The 24,433-nt window shown below is 67.6% G+C and carries 23 protein-coding genes; 16 read left to right on the forward strand and 7 right to left on the reverse strand.

Annotated features, from left to right (window positions below):
- Positions 1–237: 237 nt before the first annotated feature.
- Positions 238–1,398: an FUSC family protein gene (locus tag DI276_RS47360; RefSeq protein WP_112276678.1), complete on the forward strand. Its 1,161-nt coding sequence runs from the start codon at positions 238–240 to the stop codon at positions 1,396–1,398.
- A gap of 159 nt (positions 1,399–1,557) precedes the next feature.
- On the opposite strand, the gene DI276_RS47370 is transcribed toward DI276_RS47360, so the two are convergent.
- Entirely contained in the window at positions 1,558–2,190 is a 633-nt protein-coding gene (locus DI276_RS47370; protein ID WP_112276769.1) for an HNH endonuclease family protein, read from the reverse strand.
- Between the two features lie 104 nt (positions 2,191–2,294).
- Positions 2,295–2,903: a hypothetical protein gene (locus DI276_RS47375; RefSeq protein ID WP_112276771.1), complete on the reverse strand. Its 609-nt coding sequence runs from the start codon at positions 2,901–2,903 to the stop codon at positions 2,295–2,297.
- A 110-nt stretch (positions 2,904–3,013) separates the two neighbouring features.
- Here DI276_RS47375 and DI276_RS47380 point away from each other — a divergent pair, with 110 nt between their 5' ends.
- Complete coding sequence (locus tag DI276_RS47380; RefSeq protein WP_112276682.1) at positions 3,014–4,303, forward strand: adenylosuccinate synthase; 1,290 nt, start codon at positions 3,014–3,016, stop codon at positions 4,301–4,303.
- Positions 4,304–4,321: 18 nt separating this feature from the next.
- Here the strand turns inward: DI276_RS47380 and DI276_RS47385 are convergent, their stop codons facing one another.
- Entirely contained in the window at positions 4,322–6,700 is a 2,379-nt protein-coding gene (locus DI276_RS47385; protein ID WP_112276684.1) for a M48 family metalloprotease, read from the reverse strand.
- Positions 6,701–6,842: 142 nt separating this feature from the next.
- Here DI276_RS47385 and DI276_RS47390 point away from each other — a divergent pair, with 142 nt between their 5' ends.
- Genes DI276_RS47390 through DI276_RS47405 form a run of 4 tightly spaced genes read left to right on the forward strand, consistent with a single transcriptional unit; the run spans position 6,843 to position 10,354 of the window.
- Positions 6,843–7,610: an ABC transporter permease gene (locus DI276_RS47390; RefSeq protein ID WP_232837412.1), complete on the forward strand. Its 768-nt coding sequence runs from the start codon at positions 6,843–6,845 to the stop codon at positions 7,608–7,610.
- Positions 7,595–8,296 carry an ABC transporter ATP-binding protein gene (locus DI276_RS47395; protein WP_112276773.1) on the forward strand — a complete coding sequence of 234 codons (702 nt, stop codon included), beginning with the start codon at positions 7,595–7,597 and terminating at the stop codon, positions 8,294–8,296. Before DI276_RS47390 ends, DI276_RS47395 begins: the two co-directional genes overlap by 16 nt.
- Positions 8,280–9,233, forward strand: coding sequence for an ABC transporter substrate-binding protein (locus DI276_RS47400; protein WP_408610647.1), 954 nt, complete (start codon positions 8,280–8,282; stop codon positions 9,231–9,233). Before DI276_RS47395 ends, DI276_RS47400 begins: the two co-directional genes overlap by 17 nt.
- The gene (locus DI276_RS47405; RefSeq protein WP_112276688.1) at positions 9,230–10,354 is read left to right on the forward strand and encodes an LLM class flavin-dependent oxidoreductase; all 1,125 of its coding nucleotides are present in this window, start codon (positions 9,230–9,232) and stop codon (positions 10,352–10,354) included. Before DI276_RS47400 ends, DI276_RS47405 begins: the two co-directional genes overlap by 4 nt.
- Here the strand turns inward: DI276_RS47405 and DI276_RS47410 are convergent.
- Both DI276_RS47410 and DI276_RS47415 read right to left on the reverse strand, forming a co-directional pair.
- Positions 10,344–11,426: a glycerophosphodiester phosphodiesterase gene (locus DI276_RS47410; protein ID WP_112276690.1), complete on the reverse strand. Its 1,083-nt coding sequence runs from the start codon at positions 11,424–11,426 to the stop codon at positions 10,344–10,346. The two genes, DI276_RS47405 and DI276_RS47410, sit on opposite strands and share 11 nt — an antisense overlap.
- An 84-nt stretch (positions 11,427–11,510) precedes the next feature.
- Positions 11,511–13,058 (reverse strand): Na+/H+ antiporter, encoded by a 1,548-nt coding sequence (locus DI276_RS47415; RefSeq protein ID WP_198681342.1) that lies wholly within the window; start codon positions 13,056–13,058, stop codon positions 11,511–11,513.
- A gap of 29 nt (positions 13,059–13,087) precedes the next feature.
- Here DI276_RS47415 and DI276_RS47420 point away from each other — a divergent pair, with 29 nt between their 5' ends.
- The 5 genes from DI276_RS47420 (at position 13,088) to DI276_RS47440 (ending at position 18,497) form a co-directional block, all read left to right on the forward strand.
- Positions 13,088–13,348, forward strand: coding sequence for a UBP-type zinc finger domain-containing protein (locus DI276_RS47420; RefSeq protein WP_112276694.1), 261 nt, complete (start codon positions 13,088–13,090; stop codon positions 13,346–13,348).
- Between the two features lie 114 nt (positions 13,349–13,462).
- Positions 13,463–15,352, forward strand: a complete 1,890-nt coding sequence (locus DI276_RS47425; protein WP_112276777.1) for a TRAP transporter permease — start codon at positions 13,463–13,465, stop codon at positions 15,350–15,352.
- Entirely contained in the window at positions 15,342–16,319 is a 978-nt protein-coding gene (locus tag DI276_RS47430; RefSeq protein WP_112276779.1) for a TAXI family TRAP transporter solute-binding subunit, read from the forward strand. Before DI276_RS47425 ends, DI276_RS47430 begins: the two co-directional genes overlap by 11 nt.
- A 16-nt stretch (positions 16,320–16,335) precedes the next feature.
- Positions 16,336–17,592, forward strand: coding sequence for a phosphoribosylamine--glycine ligase (purD, locus tag DI276_RS47435; RefSeq protein WP_112276696.1), 1,257 nt, complete (start codon positions 16,336–16,338; stop codon positions 17,590–17,592).
- Entirely contained in the window at positions 17,589–18,497 is a 909-nt protein-coding gene (locus DI276_RS47440) for an ADP-ribosylglycohydrolase family protein (RefSeq protein WP_112276698.1), read from the forward strand. Before purD ends, DI276_RS47440 begins: the two co-directional genes overlap by 4 nt.
- Here DI276_RS47440 and DI276_RS47445 read toward each other — a convergent pair.
- Together DI276_RS47445 and DI276_RS47450 are read right to left on the reverse strand one after the other, a co-directional pair.
- On the reverse strand, positions 18,487–19,335 hold the full coding sequence (locus tag DI276_RS47445; protein WP_112276781.1) for an AraC family transcriptional regulator: 849 nt from the start codon (positions 19,333–19,335) through the stop codon (positions 18,487–18,489). The genes DI276_RS47440 and DI276_RS47445 overlap by 11 nt on opposite strands.
- Positions 19,336–19,384: 49 nt before the next feature.
- Positions 19,385–20,713, reverse strand: a complete 1,329-nt coding sequence (locus tag DI276_RS47450; protein WP_112276700.1) for a flagellar basal body-associated FliL family protein — start codon at positions 20,711–20,713, stop codon at positions 19,385–19,387.
- Positions 20,714–20,919: 206 nt separating this feature from the next.
- On the opposite strand from DI276_RS47450, the gene DI276_RS47455 reads away from it, so the two are divergent.
- The 5 genes from DI276_RS47455 (at position 20,920) to DI276_RS47475 (ending at position 24,432) form a co-directional block, all read left to right on the forward strand.
- A complete protein-coding gene (locus DI276_RS47455) occupies positions 20,920–21,378 on the forward strand; it encodes a hypothetical protein (protein WP_112276702.1) in 459 nt (152 codons plus the stop codon).
- A 2-nt stretch (positions 21,379–21,380) separates the two neighbouring features.
- Positions 21,381–21,968 carry a DUF3558 domain-containing protein gene (locus tag DI276_RS47460; RefSeq protein ID WP_232837419.1) on the forward strand — a complete coding sequence of 196 codons (588 nt, stop codon included), beginning with the start codon at positions 21,381–21,383 and terminating at the stop codon, positions 21,966–21,968.
- Positions 21,969–21,977: 9 nt separating this feature from the next.
- Positions 21,978–23,267, forward strand: a complete 1,290-nt coding sequence (locus DI276_RS47465; protein ID WP_112276706.1) for a hypothetical protein — start codon at positions 21,978–21,980, stop codon at positions 23,265–23,267.
- Positions 23,268–23,289: 22 nt separating this feature from the next.
- Entirely contained in the window at positions 23,290–24,027 is a 738-nt protein-coding gene (locus tag DI276_RS47470) for an ESX secretion-associated protein EspG (RefSeq protein WP_232837414.1), read from the forward strand.
- Between the two features lie 99 nt (positions 24,028–24,126).
- Positions 24,127–24,432 carry a hypothetical protein gene (locus DI276_RS47475; RefSeq protein ID WP_112276710.1) on the forward strand — a complete coding sequence of 102 codons (306 nt, stop codon included), beginning with the start codon at positions 24,127–24,129 and terminating at the stop codon, positions 24,430–24,432.
- Position 24,433: the final 1 nt, after the last annotated feature.

Below are 24,433 nucleotides of genomic sequence, written 5' to 3' on the forward strand. Positions count from 1 at the left end.
GGTCCTCGTGACGGGGACCCGCCCGCACCGCGTTTCAAGCTTTCACGCGCCTCGGCTTCGCCATCGCCGCTTGGCTTCGCCTTCGCGGGAGATCTGAGGCGTGTCGAGTACCGCCGACCCATGAGGAACCCCCTGTAACCACCGTCGACATGTGTTGTGGCGTACCCGCAGGTTGTGCCTGGTGGCCGCTGGACCAAGACTGGGGCGGCTAGTCGGGATCAGCGGGCGGGGTGAGTGGTGGGCGCGGTCAGGGATGCGGTCGGGCGTGGGCTTGCGCGGTGGCGCGGGGCCGCGTTGCCGATCGTCCAAAGTGCCCTGTCGGCGGGGCTCGCCTGGGTCGTGGCGACCCTCGTCATCGGACACCAGCACCCGTTCTTCGCGCCGATTGCTGCGGTGGTCTGCCTCGGGGTTTCGTTGGGGCAGCGGCTGCGGCGCGTTGGTGAGCTTGTTGTCGGCGTGTCGGTTGGTGTGGGGGTCGGCGACGCGCTGATCAGCTGGATCGGTAGTGGGCCCTGGCAGATCGCGCTCGTGGTCGGGCTGGCGATGTCGGCGGCGGTGTTGCTCGACGGTGGTTCGGTGATCGCGCTGCAGGCTGGAAGTAGCGCGGTGCTGGTTGCGACGTTGTTGCCGCCCAGTGCGGGCGGTGGGTTCGACCGGATGATCGACGCGCTCACCGGTGGGCTGGTCGGGCTTGCGGTGGCGGCCTTGTTGCCTGCCAATCCGGTCACGGTGGCGCAACGGCAGCTCAAGGCGTTGACGAACACGCTCAGTGCGGCGTTGCGGAACATCGCCGAGGCCCTGACCGAGAAGGACGCGGTCAAGGCGGCTGGGGTGTTGTCCGAGTTGCGGACCAGCCAGAGCACGATCGACGACTACAAGTCGGCGCTGCAGACCGGCAGTGAGATCGCGAGGATCGCGCCCATCCGGTGGCGGTCCAAGGACGAGTTGAGCAGGTACCAGACGGCGGCTGGGCCGGTGGACTACGCGATTCGGAACACGCGGGTGCTGGCGCGGCGGACGATGGCGGCGCTCAAGGCGGACGAGCGGATTCCGGACGGTGTGCCGGAAGTGTTGAAGGCGTACGCGGATGCCGTTGACTGCCTCAAAGGCGAGTTGGAGAAGGGGAAGACGCCCAAGGAGACGCGGGAGGCCGTGCGGGACGCCGCGCGGCAGTTGACCGCGCGGCGTCTCGGTGGGGACGGGTTCTCGTCCAAGGTGGTGCTGGCGCAGATCCGGAGTGTCGCGGTGGATCTGTTGCAGGCGACCGGGTTGAGCCGGAGCGAGGCGATGGAGGCGTTGCCGCCTCTCAGCCCTCCGGGCGGTGCAGAAGCCCGCGCAGAAGCGAGTGCACCTGCTCGTGATCGCGAGGATCAGCCAGGACGCAAGCAGCGCCCGTGATGGCGTACCACTCTTCCGCGCCCTCGTAGCGGACCAGTGCGCGGAGCTTTCCGTCGTCGGAGAGTTCCGTGCACAGCTCCAGGTCCCCGGTGACGACGCCGACCTCGTCGGTCATCACGCCGCCAGGGCCGGCCACGAAAAGCGAAGAGAGCGAGTTCATCAGCAGGCGTTCAGCATCCCGGTCAGTGCGGTCTTCTCGGAACTCTGCAAGGTGAGTCCCCAGTTCTTCTTCGTCCGAACCCACATCTTCGCGTACGTGCAGTAGTAGGACGTCAGCGGCGGCTTCCAGGAGGCCGGGTCCTGGTCACCCTTGGCCTGGTTCACGTTGTCGGTGACCGCGATCAGCTGCGGACCCGACAGGTCGTTCGCGAACGCCTGGCGCCTGGACGTGGTCCACGAGGACGCGCCGGACCGCCAGGCTTCCGCCAGCGCCACGACGTGGTCGATGTCCACGTCGGAGGCCGCGGTCCAGGTGGCGCCGTCGTACGGGGAGAACCAGCGGCCTGAGGTGGCCGCGCACGACGAGTCGGTCACGACGTTCGTGCCGTCCCGCTTGAGCACGGTCTCGCGGGTGTTGCAGGTGGTGCCCGACGGCGTGATCCAGTGGGGGAACTTGTCGCGCGAATAGCCCGTCATCGAGCCCTCGCTGGCGACCGTGAGGCTCGCCAGTTCGGACTTCGCGGTGGTGGTGCTGGGGATGTTCGGCGGTGTCGCGAGTGCAGGGGAAACAAAACCAACGGCGAGTGCCACGGTGGCAACGGAAACACCGATGATTCGGTTAACTTTTGACATCATCCCGACCTTCCTTGTTGGAAGTGATCGGGACATACCCTTAGTCACTGTATGGAATTAGGCAATGCCTTCGGGTGACACTCAAGTGAACTACAAGCGCACGGCTAGACGCCTCGGACGAGCCTCAAGTCCTCGGTGTGGCGGTACCAGGTCCACTTGTCGACCGGGCGGGGGTGCTTGTGACCATCGAGAACGGCTGTGGTGGGCAGGCAGCCGAGCTGGAACGCGCGCGGGCGGCTCTCCCGGACGCGCGACCCGATCAGGCGCTTGTTAACAATTCGCACTACGAGGCCGCGGCCGCCGTCCGGGTCCGGCGTGCATTCGATCCGAGAGGCCTGGCCGCGCAGGACGTTGTGCTCGTCGCTGTAACCGACGCCACGGACGGGCGACAACACGCCGAGTCCCATCAGCACGCCGCCGACGTCGTCGCGGACGAACGGAACGGGATCTACGTCACCGTTCAGGGCGATGTCCAGGGCCCGTGCGGGATCGGTCGACAGGCCCCAGAGGGCGGCCACCGGCGAGTCGGCCACCGGGACGTAACCGAGGGCCACAGAGCCCAGTTTTTCCTTGCGCAGCAACCGCAATGCGACGGCAGAGAGGTCGGCGTCGGTGCCCACGACGACGAGCCGTTCGGCGTCCAGGTGTTGATCTACGTGGTCCTTGCCGGGGCGGGCGGGGACGAGCTGCACCCCGTCACGTTGAGTGATCATTGGCAACTGCGAGTTTCCGCAGGCCAACACGATTCCGTGCACGGTCATCTCCTGGTCTACCCTCGCTTACCGGCGTTCGCTCGAACCAGTCCAAGCGCTTGGAGTTTCACATGCCGGCCGTCGTGCTGATCGGTGCCCAGTGGGGCGATGAGGGCAAGGGCAAGGCCACCGACATCCTCGGTGAGCGTGTCCAGTGGATCGTCCGCTACCAGGGCGGCAACAACGCGGGTCACACAGTGGTCCTCCCGGACGGCCAGAAGTTCGCCCTGCACCTCATCCCGTCCGGCATCCTCACGCCCGGTGTGAAGAACGTCATCGGCAACGGTGTCGTGGTCGACCCCGGCGTGCTGCTCGAGGAGCTCGCGGGACTCGAGGAGAAGGGCGTCGACACCAGCGGCCTGCTGATCTCGTCGGACGCGCATTTGATCATGCCGTACCACGTGGCCATCGACAAGGTGACCGAGCGCTACCTCGGCAAGGCGAAGATCGGCACCACCGGTCGCGGCATCGGGCCCGCCTACCAGGACAAGCTCGCCCGCGTAGGCGTGCGCGTGCAGGACCTGCTCGACGAGAAGATCCTCCGGCAGAAGGTCGAGGCGGCCCTGGACTTCAAGAACCAGGTGCTGGTCAAGGTCTACAACCGCAAGGCGCTCGACCCCGACCAGGTCGTCGACCAGGTGCTGGAGCGCGGTCAGCACTTCGTGCACCGCATCGCGGACACCCGCCTGCTGCTCAACCAGGCGCTGGACCGCGACGAGATCGTGGTGCTGGAGGGCTCGCAGGGCACGCTGCTCGACGTCGACCACGGCACCTACCCGTTCGTCACGTCGTCGAACCCGACGTCCGGTGGCGCGACGGTCGGCTCCGGTGTCGGCCCGACCCGCATCAGCACCGTGATCGGCATCCTGAAGGCCTACACGACCCGCGTGGGCTCCGGTCCGTTCCCGACCGAGCTCAACGACGACCAGGGCGAGTACCTGCGCAAGCAGGGCGGTGAGTTCGGTGTCACCACCGGCCGCAGCCGGCGCACCGGCTGGTTCGACGCCGTGATCGCCCGCTACGCCTCCCGCGTCAACGGCATCACCGACTACTTCCTCACCAAGCTCGACGTGTTGTCGGGCCTGGAGAAGGTGCCGGTCTGCGTCGCGTACGAAGTGGACGGTCGACGGGTCGACGAGATGCCGATGACGCAGACCGACGTGCACCACGCCGTGCCGGTCTACGAGGAGCTGCCGGGCTGGTTCGAGGACATCTCGCACTGCCGCACGTTCGACGAGCTGCCGGCCAACGCCAAGGCCTACGTCGAGTACCTGGAGAGCATCATCGGAGCCCGCGTCTCGGCGATCGGTGTCGGCCCCGGCCGCGACCAGACGATCGTCCGGCACGACGTCCTGGGCTGACAGCCGACAGCAGACAGGTCAGCGAAGGGCCGTGATCAGCTCCGCGAGCTGGTTGCGGCCCTTGATCAGTTCTCGGGCCATCGTGCCGTCGTCCTTCACCACGCCGTGGATGGCGTCGGCGCACGCCTGCGCGCCCTTGTGCAACGCCCGCAGCGTCTCCGTCCACTTCGCACCGATCGTGGTGTCCGGTGGCGTTGGGAACGTCTCCCCGGCGAGCTGAGCCAGCGCCACGCACATGGGTTCCAGGCGGGCGTCGTTGTCCGGCTTCGTCTCGGCCCACAACGCGAGGTTCGCCTGTTCCACGGCCGCGAGGCGCTCGAGGCCGCCGTCGACCTTCCAGGTGCGCATCGCCTCCGCCGGGTCCACGGGCTTGGGAGTGGTCGTCGTCGGTACCGGAGTTGTCGGCGGTGTGCTCGTGGGAGCGGCTGCCGGTGGCAGGAGTGGTGCGGCGTTCGGGGCCTTCGGCCACCACGACGCCAACGCGACCGAGACGACCGCGAGTCCGATCAGCGCCCACGGTCGTCCCTGTTGTTCGGTGCGGCGCACCGCGTACAGGCTTCCGGCCAGCGCCGCGAGCGTGCCGAACAACGGCAGCACCTGGTGCGGGCGGGTGGCCAAGGCGCTGTCGACCTGGGTGCCTTGCAGGTGCGTCAGCCAGATCACGCCGGTGCCGGCCAGTCCGATCAGCCACGCCACCAGCAGCGCGCCGACCCGGTCCACCCACCGGGAGGCCACGAACACCACGGCGAACTGAACGATCACCACCGCCACGACCTGCCGGGCCGTGCTGACCAACGGGTCGGTCCCGGAGTCGAGCAGTGTGACCACGACAGTCACGAGCACACTGCCCACGGCGCCCGTTGCCAATGCCACCTTGGGGAACTCGCGGCGCAACACCAGCGGCACCAGCCAGACGAGGGCGAGCGACACCACGGTCAGGACGCGGTTCGAGTTCAGCAGGAACGGAACCAAGACAACGTCCACAACGGACTGATCCAGTGCTGGGCCGATGTGGTCACGCCACGTCGGACCGGCGTAGCGAGCCTCGGGGAACCAGCCCAGCAGCGTGAACGCGACCACGGCCGTGGACAGGCCGAGAACCCAGGCGTGCCAACGGGTGCGCACGAGCGTGGCGCAGTACGTGGCCCACACCGTCACCAGCACGGCCGTGCCGGCGAGGACGAGCGCCGCGACCGCGCTGGGCAGCGTGACGGGTTCGAAGTTGTAGGCGTCCAGCCGTTCGCCGAGCACCAGCCCGAGCCCGACGGCGAGGCCCGGCAACGCGAACACCCCGCGCCTGGCCCCGAACGCGGCACCGCGCCACGCGATCAGCCCGATCAGTGCGGTGATCAGGACCGCCCAGCCGGCCCGCAGGACGAGGAACGACTCGTTTTCCGCCCGGTACCAGGTGAGCACGTGCAGTCCGGCACGCAGGTGCCACCACGCGACCTGCAACGCGACCGTGCAGCCCAGTACCTCCCAGAAACCCGGTCGCAGCAACGAGTCCGGCTCGCGCATCGCCGCGGTTCTGGCGGCCGGCGGCGGATGCAGGCCGAACCAGCGTCGAAACCGGCCTGAGGGCTCGAGCGTGCGGTACGGGTCCGCAGACCCGGTCCAGCGCGCCACGAACACGTCGGCATGCTGTTCACGGGCTCTCAACACCGCGACGCGAGCGAGGAACACCAGCGCCACCAACGCCCCGAGCCTCCCGATCAGGCCGTACGTGTCGGTGTCGGACAAGTCGTCGGCCAGGAGGAACAGGTACGGCCCGAGCACCACGAGCACGAATGCCCGCCAGAGCGCGAGAGTCGCGTACGTCGTTGTCACATCTGACCGGACGTGCGCCAGTTCGTGCAGAACGATGGCGCGGAACGTCCCGTTGTCGGTCCGGTGCAGGACGAGCATGCCGGCGTTCAGCACGACGTACTTGCGCCGGTGGTTGCCGAACGCGGCGCCGCCGGCCCGGAGGCTGGTCGGGTCGAGCAGGAAGGTCGTGTGCGGGAGACCGGCCTGTGCGGCGAGTTCCGCGAGGCTTTCGTGCAGCTCTTCCGGTACGGGCATGAGCTTTCGCCTGCGGATGCGCCACGCGGGCCGGACGAGGTAGATCAGCAGGCTGACGGCGAAGAGCAGCACGAGCCCGCCGGAGAGCCACAGCGCGTGCGGAACGACGAGCTCGGCCATGCACGCGCGATAAGCAGCCCACCTGGATTCGTCGGGGGCGATGAAGTGGGGCCTGGTCAGGTATAGCCCTGTGGTCACCTGGCAGCGCTCGTCTTCCGGAGTCGACACCGCGTACTGCCCGAAGACGAACAACGTGGTCGCGATCGTCAGCAGCACCAGCGACGCGAACCTGAGCGTGGTGCCGGAAGGCACGCCGGATCTCTCCCCCTCGTTCATCCCCGGATGATGATCGCCGGATCCCGTGTTGTCACTCGGCCGTTGGCGGGAAACCACCGCGACCGATTATCTCGACGTCCGACGTTTTTTCACGATTTGGGCGTCGTTGACGCACGTTCTGCGCTCGCCTGTAATTCCCGTCGTGGCCCTTTCTCTCGCTCGAAAACCCGCGCTGCAGCTGCGCTGGATCAGCCCGGTTGCGCTGGTCCTGCTGTGGCAACTGGCCAGCTCAACGGGTGTGCTCTCGCCCGAGAAACTGGCCTCGCCGCTCACCGTGCTGGAATCTGCCGGTGAGCTGATCGCCGACGGCCAATTGGGTGAGGCATTCGTGGTTTCGCTCGGCCGCGTTTTCCTGGGATTTGTCATCGGCGGCACGATCGGTGTCGCTTTGGGGCTGGCATCCGGTCTTTCCCGGTGGGGTGAGACGTTGCTGGATCCGCCGGTCCAGATGTTGCGAACGCTCCCGCACCTCGGCCTGATCCCGCTGTTCATCCTGTGGTTCGGGATCGGGGAGGAGCCCAAGCTCGCGCTGGTCGCGTCCGGTGTGGCGTTCCCGCTCTACCTCAACCTGCACGCCGGCATCCGGCAGACCGATCCCGGCCTGGTCGAGGCGGCGCGCGTGCTCGGGTACAGCCGCTTCGAACGGATCGTGCACGTCGTGCTGCCGTCCGCCGTCCCGCAAACCCTGGTGGGACTGCGGATCGCGCTGGGCACGGCCTGGTTGTCGCTCATCGTCGGCGAGCAGATCAACGCCGACGCCGGGCTCGGCTTCCTGATCAACAACGCCCGTGAGTTCCTCCGCACCGACGTCGTGGTCGTCGGCCTCGTGGTCTACGCGCTGCTCGGCCTCACGACGGACGCCCTGGTGCGGTTGCTGGAGAGGAAGGTGCTGCGATGGCAAGCGCGGTGAGCATTCGGGGATTGCGCAAGGCTTTCGGGCCGCGCTCGGTGCTGGACGGGATCGACCTGGAGATCGCGCCGGGCGAGTTCGTGGCCCTGCTCGGCCGCAGCGGCTGCGGCAAGTCGACGTTGCTGCGGATCCTGGCCGGCCTGGACCGCCAGGTCGACGGCACGGCGGAAGTCCCCGGCACGGTGTCGATCGCGTTCCAGCAGCCGCGGCTGCTGCCGTGGCGCAAGGTCTGGCGCAACATCGCGCTGGGCCTGAACAAGCCGAACGGCCACGCGATCGCGTTGAAAGCACTGGAAGAAGTGCGGCTGGCCGATCACGCCGACGCGTGGCCGCTGACGTTGTCCGGCGGTGAGGCGCAACGGGTTTCGCTCGCACGGGCCTTGGTGCGCGAGCCGGACGTGCTGCTGCTGGACGAACCTTTCGGCGCGCTGGACGCGTTGACCAGGCTCGCCATGCACCACCTGGTGGAAGACCTGTGGGCCCGGCACCGGCCCGCCGTGCTGCTCGTGACGCACGACGTCGACGAGGCGTTGCTGCTGGCCGACCGGATCCTCGTGCTCGACGAGGGCCGGATCGTCGCGGCGCACCACGTCGACCTGCCCCGCCCGCGCCGCCGGGCATCCGTTGTGGAGCAACGCACCCGCGTGCTCGCCGACCTGGGAGTGGATGTTGAAACCGCTGCTTAGCCTGCTCGCTGCGATCTTGTTCACGACCGGGTGCTCGGCCGCCGCGCAGGACACCCCGGCCGGCGAGGTCGTGCTGAAGGTCGGCGACCAGAAGGGCGGGGCGAAGGCTCTGCTCACCGCCGCCGGCCTGCTGAACGACTTCCCGTACAAGATCGAGTGGTCGACGTTCACCTCCGGGCCGCCGTTGCTCGAAGCCGCGTCCGCCGGCGCGATCGACCTCGGCGGCGTCGGCAACACACCGCCGATCTTCGCCGCCGCCGCCAACGCCAAGATCGCCGCGGTCGGCGCGTCGAAGGGGGAGGTCGACGCCGACGCGATCCTCGTGCCGGAGAACTCGCCGCTGCGCAGTGCCGGCGACCTGAAGGGCAAGAACATCGCCGTGGCCAAGGGCAGCTCGGCCCACGGTCAGGTCCTGCTGACGTTGCGCGCCAACGGGTTGACCACCAAGGACGTCACGCTGAACTTCCTGCAGCCGTCCGATGCGTACGGCGCCTTCACGCAGGGCAAGGTCGACGCGTGGGCGATCTGGGATCCCTACACCGCGCAGGCGCAGCTGGAGGCCAAGGCGCGCGTGCTGACCGACGGCCGGGGCGAGTCGAACGGGTACGGCTTCCAGGTCGCGGGCCGCAAGGCGTTGGACGACAAGGGGAAGAACCCGGCGATCAAGGAGTACCTGATCCGCTACTACAAGGCGCAGAAGTGGGCCGACACGCACCGCGAGGAGTGGGCGAAGGCGTGGGCGGCCGAGACCGGGCTCAAGTACGAGGTCGCGCTCGCCGCCGTGCAGCGCAACGGCGACCTGCCGGTGCGGATCGACGACACCCTGATCAAGTCCGAGCAGCAGCTCGCGGACGCGTTCACCGAGGACAAGACGTTGCCGGGCAAGGTCGACTTCGCGAAGTTCGTCGACACGAGGTTCCAGGGAGATCTCGCATGAGCGTCACACTGCACTGGTTCCTGCCGACATCTGGTGACGGCCGCACGGTCGTGGAGCACTTCCACGCCCAGCGCGCACCTGCTGCCGGAGCGCGCCGCGAGCCGGACATCGACTACCTGGCGCAGATCGCGCGCACGGCCGAGCAGGTCGGGTTCACCGGCGTGCTCACGCCCACCGGCACGTGGTGCGAGGACGCGTGGCTGACCACGTCCGCGTTGATCGCGCAGACCTCGAAGCTCAAGTTCCTGGTGGCGTTCCGGCCGGGCGTGCTGTCGCCGACGCTGGCCGCGCAGATGGCTGCGACGTATCAACGAATCTCGCGCGGACGGCTGCTGCTCAACGTCGTGACCGGCGGTGATTCCGTTGAGCAGCAACGGTTCGGTGACTGGCTCGATCACGACCAACGCTACTCGCGAACCGATGAGTTCCTGCAGATCGTGCGCGGCGTCTGGACCGGCAAGCCGTACTCGTTCCACGGCGAGCACTACCAGGTGCAGGACGCGACGGTGCTGGCCGCGCCGGACCCGGTGCCGCCGATCTACTTCGGTGGCTCGTCCGACGCCGCTCTGCCGGTGGCGGCTGCACGCGCGGATGTGTATTTGACCTGGGGTGAGCCGCCGGCAGACGTGGCCGCGAAGATCGCGCGGGTGCGGGCGTTGACGGACCGGCCGATCCGGTTCGGCATCCGTCTCCACACGATCAGCCGTGACACGTCGACCGAAGCGTGGGCAGCGGCTTCACGATTGCTCGACGCGCTGGACCCGGCGGCGGTGGCGAAGGCGCAGGACCAACTGCGGACGTCTGAGTCCGTTGGCCAGCAACGGATGGTGGCACTGCACGGTGGTGACCTCAGCCGTGGCGTCCGAGGTCTGGAGATCTACCCGAACCTGTGGGCGGGCGTCGGCCTCGTGCGCGGCGGTGCGGGCACGGCCTTGGTGGGTTCGCACTCGGAGGTCGCGGATCTCATCGAGGAGTACCACTCCATCGGGATCAGCGAGTTCATCCTCTCCGGCTATCCGCACCTGGAAGAGGCCTACTGGTTCGGCGAGGGCGTGCGGCCCCTGTTGAAGCAACGCGGGTTGCTCGACAAGGACCGCACGCTGTCACTCGCTAGCGCTTGACCTTGGCCTCGACGGCCGTGTCCGGGTTGTCCGCGAACAGTCCGTCGATGCCGGTCTTGTAGAACACGTCGTACTCCTCGAAGGCCCGGCCGTACGCGGCCGGGTCGGCCGAGCTGCGGAAGTCCGCCGGCAGGAACGAGTTCTCGTTGCGGAACGTCCAGGAGTGCACGTCCAGGCCGACCTTGTGCGCGTCCTTGACGACGGTGGTCGGCTGCTTGAGGAAGCCGGCCGCGTCGCGCGGGATGATCAGGTCCTTGTGCAGGCCGACGCCGTCCGCGTAGCCGCGGATCTCTCGCAGGCCGGCGGGCGTGACGAGGTCGGCGTACGTGCGCTTGTCGCCACCCACGACGAAGTCGTACGGCGCGCCGGAGGCGTTGACGAGCTGGACCAGCGGCACCCGCAGCGACCTGTTGAGCTCCTTGAGGTTCGAGACCTCGAACGACTGCACGTAGACCTTGGCGTTGCGGCGGTTGAGGCCGTTGCGGTTCAGCACGTCGACGAGCTTCGGCTCCAGCGCGAGGCCGATCGTCTTGAAGTACGTCGGGTGCTTGGTCTCGGGGTAGATGCCGATCTCGCGGTGCAGCTCGCGGGACAGGCGCTTGGTGAGGTCGATGACCTCCTGCAGCGTCGGCACCTCGAAGCGGCCGTCGTAGAGCGTGTTGCGCGGGCGGATCGCCGGGATGCGTTCCTTGGCGCGCAACGTCTTCAGCTCGGCGAGCGTGAAGTCCTCGGTGAACCAGCCGGTGACCTGCGTGCCGTCGATGGTCTTGGTCTTCTTGCGGTCGAAGAACTCCGGCTTGACCGAGACGTCGGTGGTGCCGCCGATCTCGTTCTCGTGCCGGGCGACCAGCTTGCCGTCCTTCGTGGGCACCAGGTCCGGTTCGATGTAGTCGGCGCCCATGCGGGCGGCGAGCTCGTAGGCCGCGAGCGTGTGCTCCGGCCGGTACGCCGATGCGCCGCGGTGCCCGATGACGATCGGACCCTTGTCGTCGTGAGCCGACGCGGAGGGCAGGGACGCCACCACCGCACCCGCGAAAACGAGGACTGCGGCGGCTAGACCTCTCCGATACATCGTTCGACCTCCCAGTTCGTGTTGAGAGCGCACCCAAGCATCGCAACACGAAAAGCAGGTGAACGGTTACTCACGAGGCAGTGTCTATTCACGTGACAGGGCGGCCTCCTCCAGGTCCAGCTCGCGCAGCACGCGGAAGAGCACCTCGTCGTCGATCTCGCCGGCGTCGCGGGCCTTGATGAACTCGTCACGCTCCGCTTTCAGCATCACCCTGCGCAGCCTCCGGTACGCGGCCGCCGGGCTCTCCTCCTCCTGCCGCCCAAGGCGTTCCCACGCGGCGTTGCCCCGGTGCTCCGCCAGTGACCGCAACTGGTCCGCGACGTGCTCGGGAACGTCGGAGATCTCCTGGTCCAGCCGGTCGACCGCTGCCTGTGCCGCGCGGTGCTGGATCTGCGCCTCGGCCAGTGCGTCCTCGCGCGCGTCGTTGCCCTCGAAACCGATCTTGTTGATCACCCACGGCAACGTCGTGCCCTGCAGCAGCAACGTGCTGACCGTGACGACGAAGGCGCAGAACACGATGATGTCGCGCCCCGGCACATCGTTCGGAATCGCCGCCGCTGCGGCCAACGTCACCACACCGCGCATGCCCGCCCACGCGATCACCGTCACCTGACCGAGGTGCGGCCACCGTTCGCGCTCGCGCAGGCGTTTGGAGAGGTACATCGGCACGTACGTGGCCGGGTACATCCAGACGAACCGCGCGAGGATCGTGGCCAGCAGTACGGCACCTGCGCCCAGGAGCAGGCCGATGTTCAGGTCGACCTCGCCGACGATCGCCGACACCTGCAGCCCGATGAGCGCGAAGACGAACGACTCCAGCAGCACGTCCACCGACCGCCACACCGCCGCGTCCTGCAGCCGGGTCGTGTAGGTGCCGCGCGGCGAGTGGTGGCCGATGTAGAGCCCCGCGACGACGACCGCGAGCACACCGGAGACGTGCGCGGCTTCTTCGGCGAGCAGGTAGGCGCCGAACGGCACGAGCAGGCCGAGCGCGCTCTCCAGGACGCCCTCGCAGAGCCGTTTGCGCAGGAACCTGACCACCACCCCGACGACCAGGCCGATCGCGATGCCACCCGCCGTGACCAGCAGGAACATGCCGACACCCTGGACGGGGTGCATGGCTGCTCCCGCCGCGGCCGCCACCGCGACCTTGAACGCGGTCAGCGCCGTGGCGTCGTTGATCAGGCTCTCGCCGACCAGCAGCGTCATCGCCCGGCGCTGCAGCCCGAGCTTGCGTCCGATCGCGACGGCCGCGACGGCGTCCGGTGGCGCCACGACCGCGCCCAGGACCAGCGCCGCGGCGAACGGCAGGTCGGGAAAGACCAGGCTCGCTGTCACGCCGACGACGAACGTCGTGAACAGCACCAGCCCGACCGCGAGCAGGCCGATCGGCCGCAGGTTCGCGCGGATGTTGAGGTACGAGCTGTCCAGCGCGGCGCTGTAGAGCAGCGGCGGCAGCACCAGGACCAGGATCAGGTGCGGATCGAGCTCGAACTCCGGCACGCCCGGTATGAACGAGACGACGAGCCCGACCGCGACCAGGACCAGCGGCGCCGACCAGTTCAGCCGGCGCGCGATGGACGTGACGACCAGCGCGCCGAGCAACAGCAGCAGGAGTTCAGGCCCGACCATGCCGCTCATTCTGCGTAAAGATGGACGGCATGACCTGTTCGCACGTGGGAGCGCTGCCCCAGGCGGTGGCGCCGGAGTCGGCCGATGGCTGTGTCGACTGCCTTGCTGAGGGTGAGCGCAACTGGGCTCACCTGCGGATGTGCCTCTCCTGCGGGCACGTGGCGTGTTGCGACTCGAGCCCCGGCAAGCACGCGACCAAGCACTACCGGTCGTCCCAGCATCCGGTCATGCGCTCGTTCGAGCCGGGCGAGGACTGGCGCTGGTGCTATGTGGACACTCGGATCGTCTGAGCTTCTTTGCAATCCCTTTGGATTGATCGTCTAACGCTGTGACAGGCCCCACAGTACGGTGCGATCGTGGCCAACCCGGACCTCGCCCGCATCGTCGCGGAGCACGACGAGGAGATGCCGTCGCGCTCGCTCTCACCCAGGTGGGAGCGGGCGCTGTGGGTCGCCGGTCTCCTCATCGCCCTGCTGGTTCTGAAGCAGGTCTTCTTCCCGTTCGCCAAGGGCAGCCAGTACTACCTGATCATCTTCCTGGCGGTGACGCTGCCGCTGGTGTTCCTGTCCTACGGCCGCGGTCACCAGCCGCCGTGGTGGGACTGGGTGCTGGCGCTCGCCGCGTTCGTGGCCGGCGCGTACCCGCTGTTCGGGGGCTATGACGAGTTCCTGAACCGGCAGGGGCAGTTGACCACGCTGGATGTCATCGCGGGCGCGGTGCTGCTCGTGCTGATCCTGGAGGCGTGCCGGCGGACGACCGGCTGGGTGCTGCCGGTGGTGTGCCTCGGGTTCATCGCGTTCGCCTACTACGGCGGGTTCCTGCCGTCGGCGTGGTCGATCGCTCACTCGGGCATCGACTTCGCGCAGATCATCAACGGCTTCTTCAACGACTCCAGCGGGTTCTACGGGATTCCGCTGGACGTGGCCGCGACCTACATCGTGCTGTTCACGATCTACGGCGCGGTGCTGAACGCCTCCGGTGCCGGGAAGTTCTTCGTCGACGTCAGCTTCGCGGCGTTCCGCAAGTCGCGGACCGCGCCCGGCCGCACCGCCGCGACCGCCGGTTTCCTGCTGGGCACGGTGTCCGGTTCGGGCACGGCGACGACCGTGTCGCTGGGCGCGGTGACGTGGCCGATGCTGCGGAAGGCCGGCTATCCCAAGGAGAACGCGGGCGGGCTGCTCGCGGCGTCCGGCATCGGGGCGATCCTGTCGCCGCCGACGCTGGGCGCGGCGGCGTTCATCATCGCCGAGTACCTGCAGGTGTCGTACCTGTCGGTGCTGATCTGGGCGATCATCCCGACGTTGCTCTACTACCTCGGCATCGCGCTGGCGGTCGAGGCCGACGCCCGGCGGTTCGGGGCGCGGCCGGTCGACATCGACGCGCCGCGGTTCTGGGACGTCCTGAAGCTCGGCTGGTACCACTTCCTGTCGCTCGGGATCATCATCGTCTTCCTGGCGCTGGGCATCCCGGTCTACAAGGCGGTCGTGTACGCGACGGGGGTCGCCGCGCTGTTCGCGTTGATCAACCACCGGCGCGAGTGGTTCCGGCTGATCGCCGACGCGCTGTCGACCGGTGTGCGCTCGGCGTTCCCGGTGATCGCGGTCTGCGCGGCGGCCGGTGTGATCACGTCGACGATCACCAAGACCGGGCTGGGGCAAGCGCTTGCGGGGTCGTTGGTGGACCTCGCTTCGGCGCTGTCGTCGTCCGAGGTCGTCATCCTGATGCTGACGGCGGTGTTCGCGGCCGTCGCGGTGTCAGTGCTCGGACTCGCGGTGCCGGTGACGGCGTCGTTCATCATCTCGTGGGTCGTCATCGGTCCGGCGTTGATCACGCTGGGCGTCGAGCCGGCCGAGACCGCGATGTTCATCTTCTACTACGCGGTGCTGTCCGAGGTGACGCCGCCGACCGCGCTCGCTGCGGTGGCCGCGGCCGCGCTGACCGGCGGCGATGTCATGAAGACGATGTGGCAGACGTGGAAGTACACGCTGCCCGCGTTCCTGGTGCCGCTGGCGTTCGTGCTGACCGATTCCGGTGCCGCGCTGTTGTTGCGCGGGCCGTTGCTGGACTCGGTGTGGGCGTTCGGAGCGTCCGCACTGGGAGTCGCCGCCCTGGCCGTGCTGACGGGCGGGTGGCTGTTCGGTCCTGCGCGCTGGCCGGAACGCCTGCTGTGCGTGCCGGCCGCGTTGTTCCTGCTCTACCTGCAGCCGTTGACGATCGCCATCGGGGCCGGGTTCCTCGTGGTGGCCGTGGCGGTACACCTGGTCACCCGTGGGAGGGTTCGTGATGCTGCGTAAATACGCGATCGGTGCGATCGCATTGGCGCTCGTGGTTTCCGGGTGTGGCGGCAAGCGCACGCCCACCACGCCGGACGCCGGTGGCTCTCAGGCGTCGTGCGAGGCGTCCGACGGCCGGATCACGATCGCGACCGGCAACTCCGGTGGCGTGTACTTCGTGGTCGGCGGCGGTCTCGCCAAGCTGATCTCCGACAACTCGAAGCTGAAGGCGTCGTCCGCCGAGACCGGCGCGTCCGTGCAGAACATCCAGCAGCTCGTCAGCGGCACGTACGACATCGCGTTCTCGCTGGCCGACACGGCTGCGGACGCGGTGAACGGCACCGGTGCGTTCAACGGCAAGAAGGAGAAGATCGCGGCGCTGTCGCGGATCTACCCGAACTACACGCAGGTGCTGGTGCGAGCCGACTCCGGGATCAACTCGGTCGCGGACATGAAGGGCAAGCGGATCTCGACGGGCTCGCCGAAGTCGGGCACCGAGGTGATCGCCGGCCGGTTGCTGAAGTCGGCGGGTCTCAACATCGACTCCGACGTCTCTGCCCAGCGGCTGGACCTGACCAAGACCGCGGACGGGATGAAGGACGGCAGCATCGACGGCCTGATCTGGTCCGGCGGTCTGCCGACGCCGCAGATCACCGACATCACGACGTCGATGAAGGACAAGGTCAAGTTCATCGACATCACCCCGCTGCTGCCGGAGATGAAGAAGATCAGCCCGGTGTACGACACGGGGACGATCCCGGCTGCGACGTACGGCACCGCGGAGGCTAAGACGATCGTCGTACCGAACTTGCTGCTGGTCCGCGAGGACTTCGCGGCCAACAACGCGTGCGCCGTGACCAAGCTGATCTTCGACAAGAAGGCTGACCTGGAGAAGGTGCACCCGGCCGTGAAGGACATCGATCGCGCGAAGGCTTCGGCGTCCGACCCGGTCCCGCTGCACCCTGGAGCGAAGCAGGCACTCGGCTGAACTACGCTGGGGCATCGTGCGCGTCCTGGTCATCGGGTCTGGAGCCCGTGAGCATGCCCTTGTCCTCGCGTTGTCACGCGATCCGCAGCTGACTGCTTTGGCGTGCGCGCCTGGCAACGCAGGTATCGCGGGACACGCCGAGATCTACGGCGTGGACGTCGCAGATGCCTCGGCGGTCGCCACCCTCGCGAAGGAGTGGAAGGCCGACCTCGTCGTCATCGGCCCCGAACAACCGCTGGTCGTCGGGGCCGCTGACGCGGTCCGAGCACTGGGCATCCCGTGCTTCGGGCCCTCGAAGGCCGCCGCCCGGATCGAGGGCTCCAAGGCGTTCGCGAAGGACGTCATGAACGCGGCGGGCGTCCCGACCGCCCACAGCGAGGTCGTGGACAACCCGGCCCGCCTGGACGCCGCGCTCGGCCGTTTCGGCCCCACCTGGGTCGTGAAGGACGACGGCCTGGCCGCGGGCAAGGGCGTCGTGGTGACCTCGGACCTGGCTTTGGCCCGTGCGCACGCGATGACGTTGCTCGACGGCGGGCACCCGGTGCTGCTGGAGTCCTTCCTGGACGGTCCGGAGGTGTCGCTGTTCTGCGTCACCGACGGTGTTTCCGTCGTGCCGCTGATCCCGGCGCAGGACTTCAAGCGCGTGGGTGACGGGGACCACGGTCCGAACACCGGCGGCATGGGCGCTTACGCACCGTTGCCGTGGGCGCCTTCCGGGCTTGTCGAAGAGATCGTTTCGCGTTGCGTGCAGCCGGTCGTCGACGAGCTGCGCGCTCGCGAGACCCCGTTCGTCGGCCTGCTGTACGCGGGTCTGGCGCTGACGTCGTCCGGCGTGCAGGTGATCGAGTTCAACTGCCGCTTCGGCGACCCGGAGACGCAGTCGGTGCTCGCGCTGTTGAAGTCGCCGATTTCTTCTTTGTTCCTGGCGGCGTCGACGGGTTCGTTGTCGTCGTTGCCCGCTCTGGAGTGGGAGAACGGCTACGCCGTCACCGTGGTCGTGGCCGCCGAGGGCTACCCCGGCCGCCCGCGCACGGGTGACGTGATCACCGGCTCCGAATCCGAGGGCGTCCTGCACGCCGGCACCCGCCGCCGCGAGGACGGCGCGGTCGTGTCCGCCGGCGGCCGCGTGCTGTCGGTGGTCGGCACCGGCAAGTCCCTGTCGAAGGCCCGCGAGCGCGCCTACAAGCGCATCGCGGATGTCCACCTCGCCGGCTCCCACCACCGCTCCGACATCGCTCTGAAGGCGGTCGACGGCAAGATCACGGTGCCGTGAGCCTGCTGGGCTGCCTCCTGGGCGGCGCGGTAGGAGATGGGCTGGGCGCGCCGATCGAGTTCACGTCGATCGACGAGATCCGGCGTCGTCACGGTGATGCCGGTGTCGTCGATCTGCCGTCGTTGGAGATCACCGACGACACCCAGATGGTGCTCTTCACTCTCGAAGGCCTGCTTCTGGCCCGTGAGCACGGCGTCGACCCGTTGCTGACCGTGCGGGCCGCCTACGCGCGCTGGCTGCACACGCAGGGCGGCCCACCGGTCGCCTCTGACGGCTGGCTGATGGCGGACCAGCGCCTGCACTCACGGCGGGCGCCGGGCCACACGTGCATCACCGCGTTGAAGCACAACGAAAAGAACAACTCCAAGGGCTGCGGCGGCGTGATGCGCGCCGCCCCCGTCGCCGTGTGGTCGTCCGACGTCCGCGAGGTCTTCTCACTGGCCGTGGACACGGCGAAGATGACCCACCACCACCCGAGCGGCTACCTGTCGGCAGGCGTCCTGGCAGTGATCGTCCGTTCGTTGCTGGATGGCGCGGACCTGCCGTCGGCCATTGCGGTTTCCCGCGCCGAACTGGTCCGCTGGGACGGCCACGAGGAACAGACCACCTTGCTGGACAAGGTCGTCTCGCTCGGCCCGCTGACCCCCGAGGAAATCGAGGCCGAACTGGGCGGCGGCTGGGTGGGCGAAGAAGCCCTGGCCATCGGCCTGCACGCCGCCTTGGTGGCACCCGATTTCGCCTCGGCGGTGCGGGTCGCCGTCAACCACTCAGGTGACAGCGACTCAACCGGCTCGATCTGCGGCAACATCCTGGGCGCCCGCGACGGCGTTGCCGTGATTCCCTCGTCGTGGATTTCCGTGCTGGAGCTCCGCGACGTGATCGAACGCCTCGCCCTCAGCTGGTGACCGGAATCCACAACTCCGCTTTGGCCGTGTCGCCGTCGATCTGCGTCTGCAACATCGACGGCCCTTCAACGCTCCGGTAGCTGTTGGACGGGAACCACTGCGCGTAGATGTCCCGCCACATGTACTGAATCGTCTCCGGGTACGGCCCTTCCGTCCGGAACACGGCCCAGGTGTGCGCGGGCACCGTCATGGTCTCCATGTCCTCCGGCGCGTCCCGGCTGGTCACCACGCCCTGGAAGTAGTCGAGCTGGTCGCCCTCGTCGGTGCCTTCCTGGTTGGAAGTGATGGCCAGCAGGCCGTTGGGCTCCCCGTCACCGAGCTCCTTCATCCGCTCGAGCGTCGGCATCCCGATGCCCTTGACGAACTCGACGATCGCGGGGTTCATCCCGAGGTGCACCAACGGCACCCGCGTCCCCCTGCCGACCACCTTGAACGCCTCCTTGTTCACGATCCGGTACTCCATGCTCGTACTCCCTTCGACAACCAGCCTGAACGTGAGAATCTGCTGCGACTGCAACGGCTTCTTCTTGGCGCGAGCCTCCTGCGGCCCGACACCGTGCATGGCCCTGAACGCCCGCGCAAAGGCCTCGTTGGACCCGTACCCCCACCTGATCGCGATGTCGAGCAGGGAGTCCTGTCCACTGAGGACCTCATTCGCGGCCTTCGTGAGCTTCCGCCGCCGGATGTACTCGCTGAGCGGAATGCCCGCGAGCGCACTGAACATCCTTCTGAGGTGGTACTCACTCGTGCCGGCGATGCGGGCGAGTTGCCTGACGTCGACCTCTCCTTCGAGGTCGTCCTCGATGCGGGCCATGGCTTCGTTGAGTCGTTCCAGCACGTCCACAACGCTATGGGCTGCGCTTCGGTCGTACCCGACTTCCTGTGCCCTATCCGATCGCCTTGCGAACCTCGTCCACCATCCGCTTGGCGATCGGCGTGAAGACCGCGTTGTACGCCTTGAGGTCATCGGGAGCCCAGTTGCCGTACCCCGTGAGCCGCACCTGGGTGCGTCCCGCGACGAACGACATCGTCGGAGAGTCACCCACCGGATAGCTGCACGTCGCGAAGTCGCCGATCTTCTCGTCCGTCAGGACGGCCTCACCCATGATCTTGCGGGCCGGCGAGTTCGGGTTGCAGTCGTGGGCGTTCCGGACCGCCATGTCGGCGTCCCGGTAGGTCCGCAGCTCGACCTTCAACGCCTTGCCCTCACTGCGAGACTTGGCGTTGTACCACTCGGTCGAGAGCCGCCGGCAGTCTTGCTGGTTCGAGTAGTAGTACCGCGTCTCGCCCTTGTCGTTGACGAACTTCTCCATGCTCTCCCGTTCACGGAAGTCCGCCTCTGCGACGCCGGAGTCCTTGCTCTGCGTGATCTCCTGGAACAGTTCGGCGCTCAAGATGTCGCAGGCGCTCGGCACGCTCTCGTACCGTCCGGTGTGCACGTGCGTGGTCAGACCTTGCGGCCCCTTGTTCAGGTTCTGCGCCACGCGCTCCACCAGCTCCATGAACGTGGCCTTGTGGTCGGTGATCTCCTTGTTGTCACTCATCGTCGAGGCGCCGACGACCACCTGCGTCTTGCCGTCGCTCGTGGTGATGCGAGCGTCGAACCCGTCCGCCTTCAGCCCAGGGGACAAGACGGTCTGGAGCCCTTCGACCGTGATCAGCTTGTCGTCTTCGGCCACGTAGTCCGCGGGCAGCAGGCTGTTGAACGGTCGCTGGTAGACCGCAAGCGAGAGGCGCTCGATCCGGTTCTCGAGCATCGGCTCGTACATGCAGACCGAGATCGGGTCGAGCTCGTTCTTGATGGTCGCGTCGCTCACGGGCACGGACCGGCTCAGATAGATCTGGTTGTGCCAGCCGTGCGCGGCGTCCCGGAAGCCCACCTCTTCGATCAGCGTCGCAGGCATCACGGTGCAGGCGTCGAACACGGCCACGTCGCCGTACCTGGTGGCCTCCGGCCCCACCCTCTGCGCGATCACCGCAGTGTCAACGGGACCGGGCTCCACCTGCCCAGCCGCTGGTGCCTTGTCGCCGCCCTTGACCAGGATCGCGGCAGCGACCCCACCGCCGACGAGGACCAGCGCTCCGACAATCGCCGCGATGACCAACCCGGCGCGCTTCTTCTTGGGCGGCGGCAGCTGTTGTTGCGGGTACTGCTGAAACGGATAGGGCTGCTGATGCGGTTGCTGCGGCGGATAAGGCTGCTGTGGCCCGTGCACGTGCTCCCCCAGGTGGTCGGCTGCGTTCCTCCCCCAAGTCGCGGAAGCTACCGGAATCGACACGGTGCGCCAGCGGAAACGGAACTCAGAGTGACGTGGAACCAACGAGGGGTGGTCTTCGTCCAACCTCAGGTACGTCTTACGCAGGCGTTGGTAACCTGCGAAGCGGGACCGAACCGTTACCAACCGTACGGGGGTAGGACGTCGTGACACAGGAGAACGCGGGGGCGGATGCCGTTCTCGGTGCCGCTGCGGGACTGGCTGGTGGCGCGATCGGTGGTGCGGTCAGCGCCTTCAAGGCCGCCACGTCGATCATGGACAGGGTCGCTCAGGCAGCCGGCCCGTCGACTCAGCAGTTCCACGTCGACAAGGACACCGTCTTGAAAGCGGGCAAGGTCATTCACGACCAGTGGCTGATGCTTGAGCAGGCATACTTGAACGTTGTCCCCAAGCTGCGGATCAACTTCAACGGCGACCAGGTCACCGCTGACGTTGTCCAGGCCTGGAACGACCGCTTGGTCGGCGAACGTGACGACTCGTACGCCGCTCGGATCGGACAATACAAGGATGCTTTGAAGCACCTTTCCGATCAGTTGAAGGCGTCTGCCGAACAGTACGGTCTCTCTGATGATGACATCAAGGCGACGTTCAGGCCGAAAGCGTGAAGATGCGTACTTACAAACTAGCCTCCGCAGTCCTCATTGCGGTGCTCGTGTCGGCCTGTACGACAAGCGGCGAAAAGGGAAACCCTACGCCCGCCTCGACGCCGGGATCCTCGTCGGGAAATAGCGCTGGGAGTAGTCTTCCGGCGCGTCCGTCGAGTCTGAAGTTGGATTCTGTGGATGCATGTAAGCTGCTGAACGCAGATCAGATGAAGCAGCTTCAGGCTGTCGCCACCAATCCGACAACCCTTGACCTGGTGGACGGCGCGAAATCACCCAGTTGCCACTACAACGGTGAAGACAGCTTCGCCTACACAATCGGTGCGGTGACTCACAATGGTGTGTCCTACTGGCTGCAGGGCGGCAACTTCGACACCAAGGTGATCAAGGTTGCGGATTTCGGTGCCGTCGAGGTTCAGCTGAAGGGCGTATCTGGATTCGATTGCTCAGTCGCGATTGACGTGGCTGAAGGCCAGCAGCTGATGGTCAGCTACGTCCCGACTTCAGCCAAGAAACCGGCGCAGTCAGTGTTGTGCGGGAACGCTGAGAAAGCCGCCGGTCTCGCGCTCGCTACGCTCAAGACATTGAAGTGAGGGGGAGCCATGTCGGGTTATCAGCAGCTCACTGACTGGAACTTCGAAGGTTGGTCCAACGGGCAGCTGGCAGACCAGGTCCAGAAGCTCTCAAGCAGCTCCGTCGCTTCGAAGTTCGGTGACGCGTCTGCGGCCTTGCGTGATCTTGCCAACCTGCTGGATTCGGTGGACAGCACTATCCGAGCCCAGCTCAAGGAACTCAAGATCGAGTGGGGCGGCGCTGCCGGCGAGAAGAGCCAGGAGAAAACGGATGTCGTCGCTGCTGGTCTCGACGACAGCAGCCAGGCGTCGAACCAGAGCTCCGTCGCGATGGGGCAGCAGGGCGAGAGCACGAGCCAGGCCCGTTACAGCACGCCGCCGGCGCAGGACCTCCGCGGCGACTCGGAGCAGAACTGGAAGGACAAGCTCGGCAGCGTGGTCGGGATCGAGACCGACCACGCAAAAGAAGTCGAGGCGACCAACCGTGCCCGCCAGCAGGCCATTGACAGCCTGAACGGCTACGTCGCGGGCAGCCAGAACTCGCTGGACGGCTTCCGCGCCCCGAACCAGGCACCGGACATCGTGGTCACCAGCGGTGCGGTAAGCACGCCCGTCGGACCTCCGGTCGGCACGCCAGGCGGTACCACCCCCGGCATCACAGGCGGCCCCGGCTTCACCCCGGGCAGCAGCCCCGGCACCCCAGGTGCCCCGCTCGGCCCGACCCCGGGCCTCCCAGGCGGCACCACCGGCATCCTCCCCGGCACCGGCACCCCGAACCCGATCGCAGCAGGCACGGGCCTGCCCAAGCCCTTCCCGTCCGTCCTCCCCCTCGGCATCACCGCGGCAACCGCAGCCGCCACCGGCCTCGCGGGCGCAGCGGGCACCGCGAAGGGCCCGCAGGTGGTGGGTGGCGGCCGAGGTCCGAGCCAGGCCCCGAAGACCCCCATCGCGCCCACCGGTCCGAAGGGTGCCCCGCCCACGATCGGCGCTGGCAAGGGCGGCCCAGGCGCACCCGGCACCGGCCCAGGAGCAGGCGCGGGCACGGGCACCGCCGCCAAGACGCCGGGCATGATGGCGCCCGGCGGTGCGACGGGTGTTGGGCCCGAGGCCAACCGGCCGGGAGCAGCGCCGGGCAAGGGTGCGGCCGCAGCGGGCAAGGGGGCTGGGTCGCTCATGTCGCCTGCCGCTGGCGGGGCCAGGGGTGAGGGCGAGGAGGACGGCGAGCACGTGCGCAAGTACGGCGTCGACTCCGATGATGTGTTCGGTGACGAACGCATGGTGGTGCAGTCCGTCATCGGCGAAGACCCGAAGGACCAGTAATCCCTTGAGCTCACCAGGTTCTGTGGTTTTGTCCACAGTGGAGTTCGCCGTGGTCTGGGAGGCGCAACGCCTCCCGGCCGCGCACGTTGCGCTCGACACGCGGATTCCCTCCATCACCCACACCGAGAAGGCCGAGGTGGTGAAGCGGGCCTGGGAGTCGTTGGAGGCGCGCGGGCTGGCGCACAACGGACGGGTCGTGCCCGAGCTCGCTGACGGGTTTGCGTTGCTGGCCAACGCGAACATGTCGATCGACCTGTGGATCTGGGCCGATCGGCAGATCAGCGGGCTCGCTGCGGCGATCGGCGACGACGCGATCCTGGCGGTGCAGGATCGGGACGAGATGTGGTTGATCGAGGCGCGCGGGACTGCGCTGGCCGAGGCCGCCGTGTCGGTGGCCGGGGAGATGCCTGCCGGGTTCGGGCGCTCGATCAGCTTGCCCTACGAGGAACTCGTCAAGGCGGCCAAGGACGTCGGGACGGACGCGCAGCGGTTGATCACCATGTTGGAGCGGCAGGGAATGCGGCTCGGTGACGCGCAGGAGCTCGCCGGGATGCTCGACGGGACGTCCACGCGCGGGCAGTTCGGCGTGCAGCGCAACGGGCAGCGCGCCAAGCGGGTCGTTTCGTTCCACGACACGCACAACGGGCGATACCTGCGGCAGCTCAAGCCCAGCAGTGACGGGCGCCAGTGGTGCACGATCACGCCGGTGGACAACCATCGGCTCGCGGCGGCCGTCTGGGAGCTGCTGCAGGAGGTGTGAGCGGAACGCCCGGCCCGATCCCCGCGTCGAACAATCACCCGACCGTGCAAAGCAACAGGTTCTAAGGTCGGCGGGGAGAGATTTAGGGGGTGGGCGCGCATGGCGGTGGCCAAGTTCAACATCGAGGCCATGGAACAGTGCCGCACGACCGTGAGCAGCCAGGCCGGGCAGTTCGGCGCGATCGGCGACGGCTTTGCCAACCAGTACGGAAATCCGGACATTTTCGGAAAACTCGGTGCTTCAAACTCGGTGCAAAGCGCGGTGACGGCAATGGACCAGGCCGGTGCGCAGGAGTTCGAGGCCGCCGAGAAGGTGCTGCGCAAGGTCGAGAGCGCGCTCGACGCGATCCAGACCAACGTCACGGACACCGAGGAAGCCAACAAGAACTCGCTGAGGGCGGTGTGAC

It is taken from the genome of Lentzea terrae (assembly GCF_003265345.1).
Lineage (GTDB): Bacteria > Actinomycetota > Actinomycetes > Mycobacteriales > Pseudonocardiaceae > Lentzea > Lentzea terrae.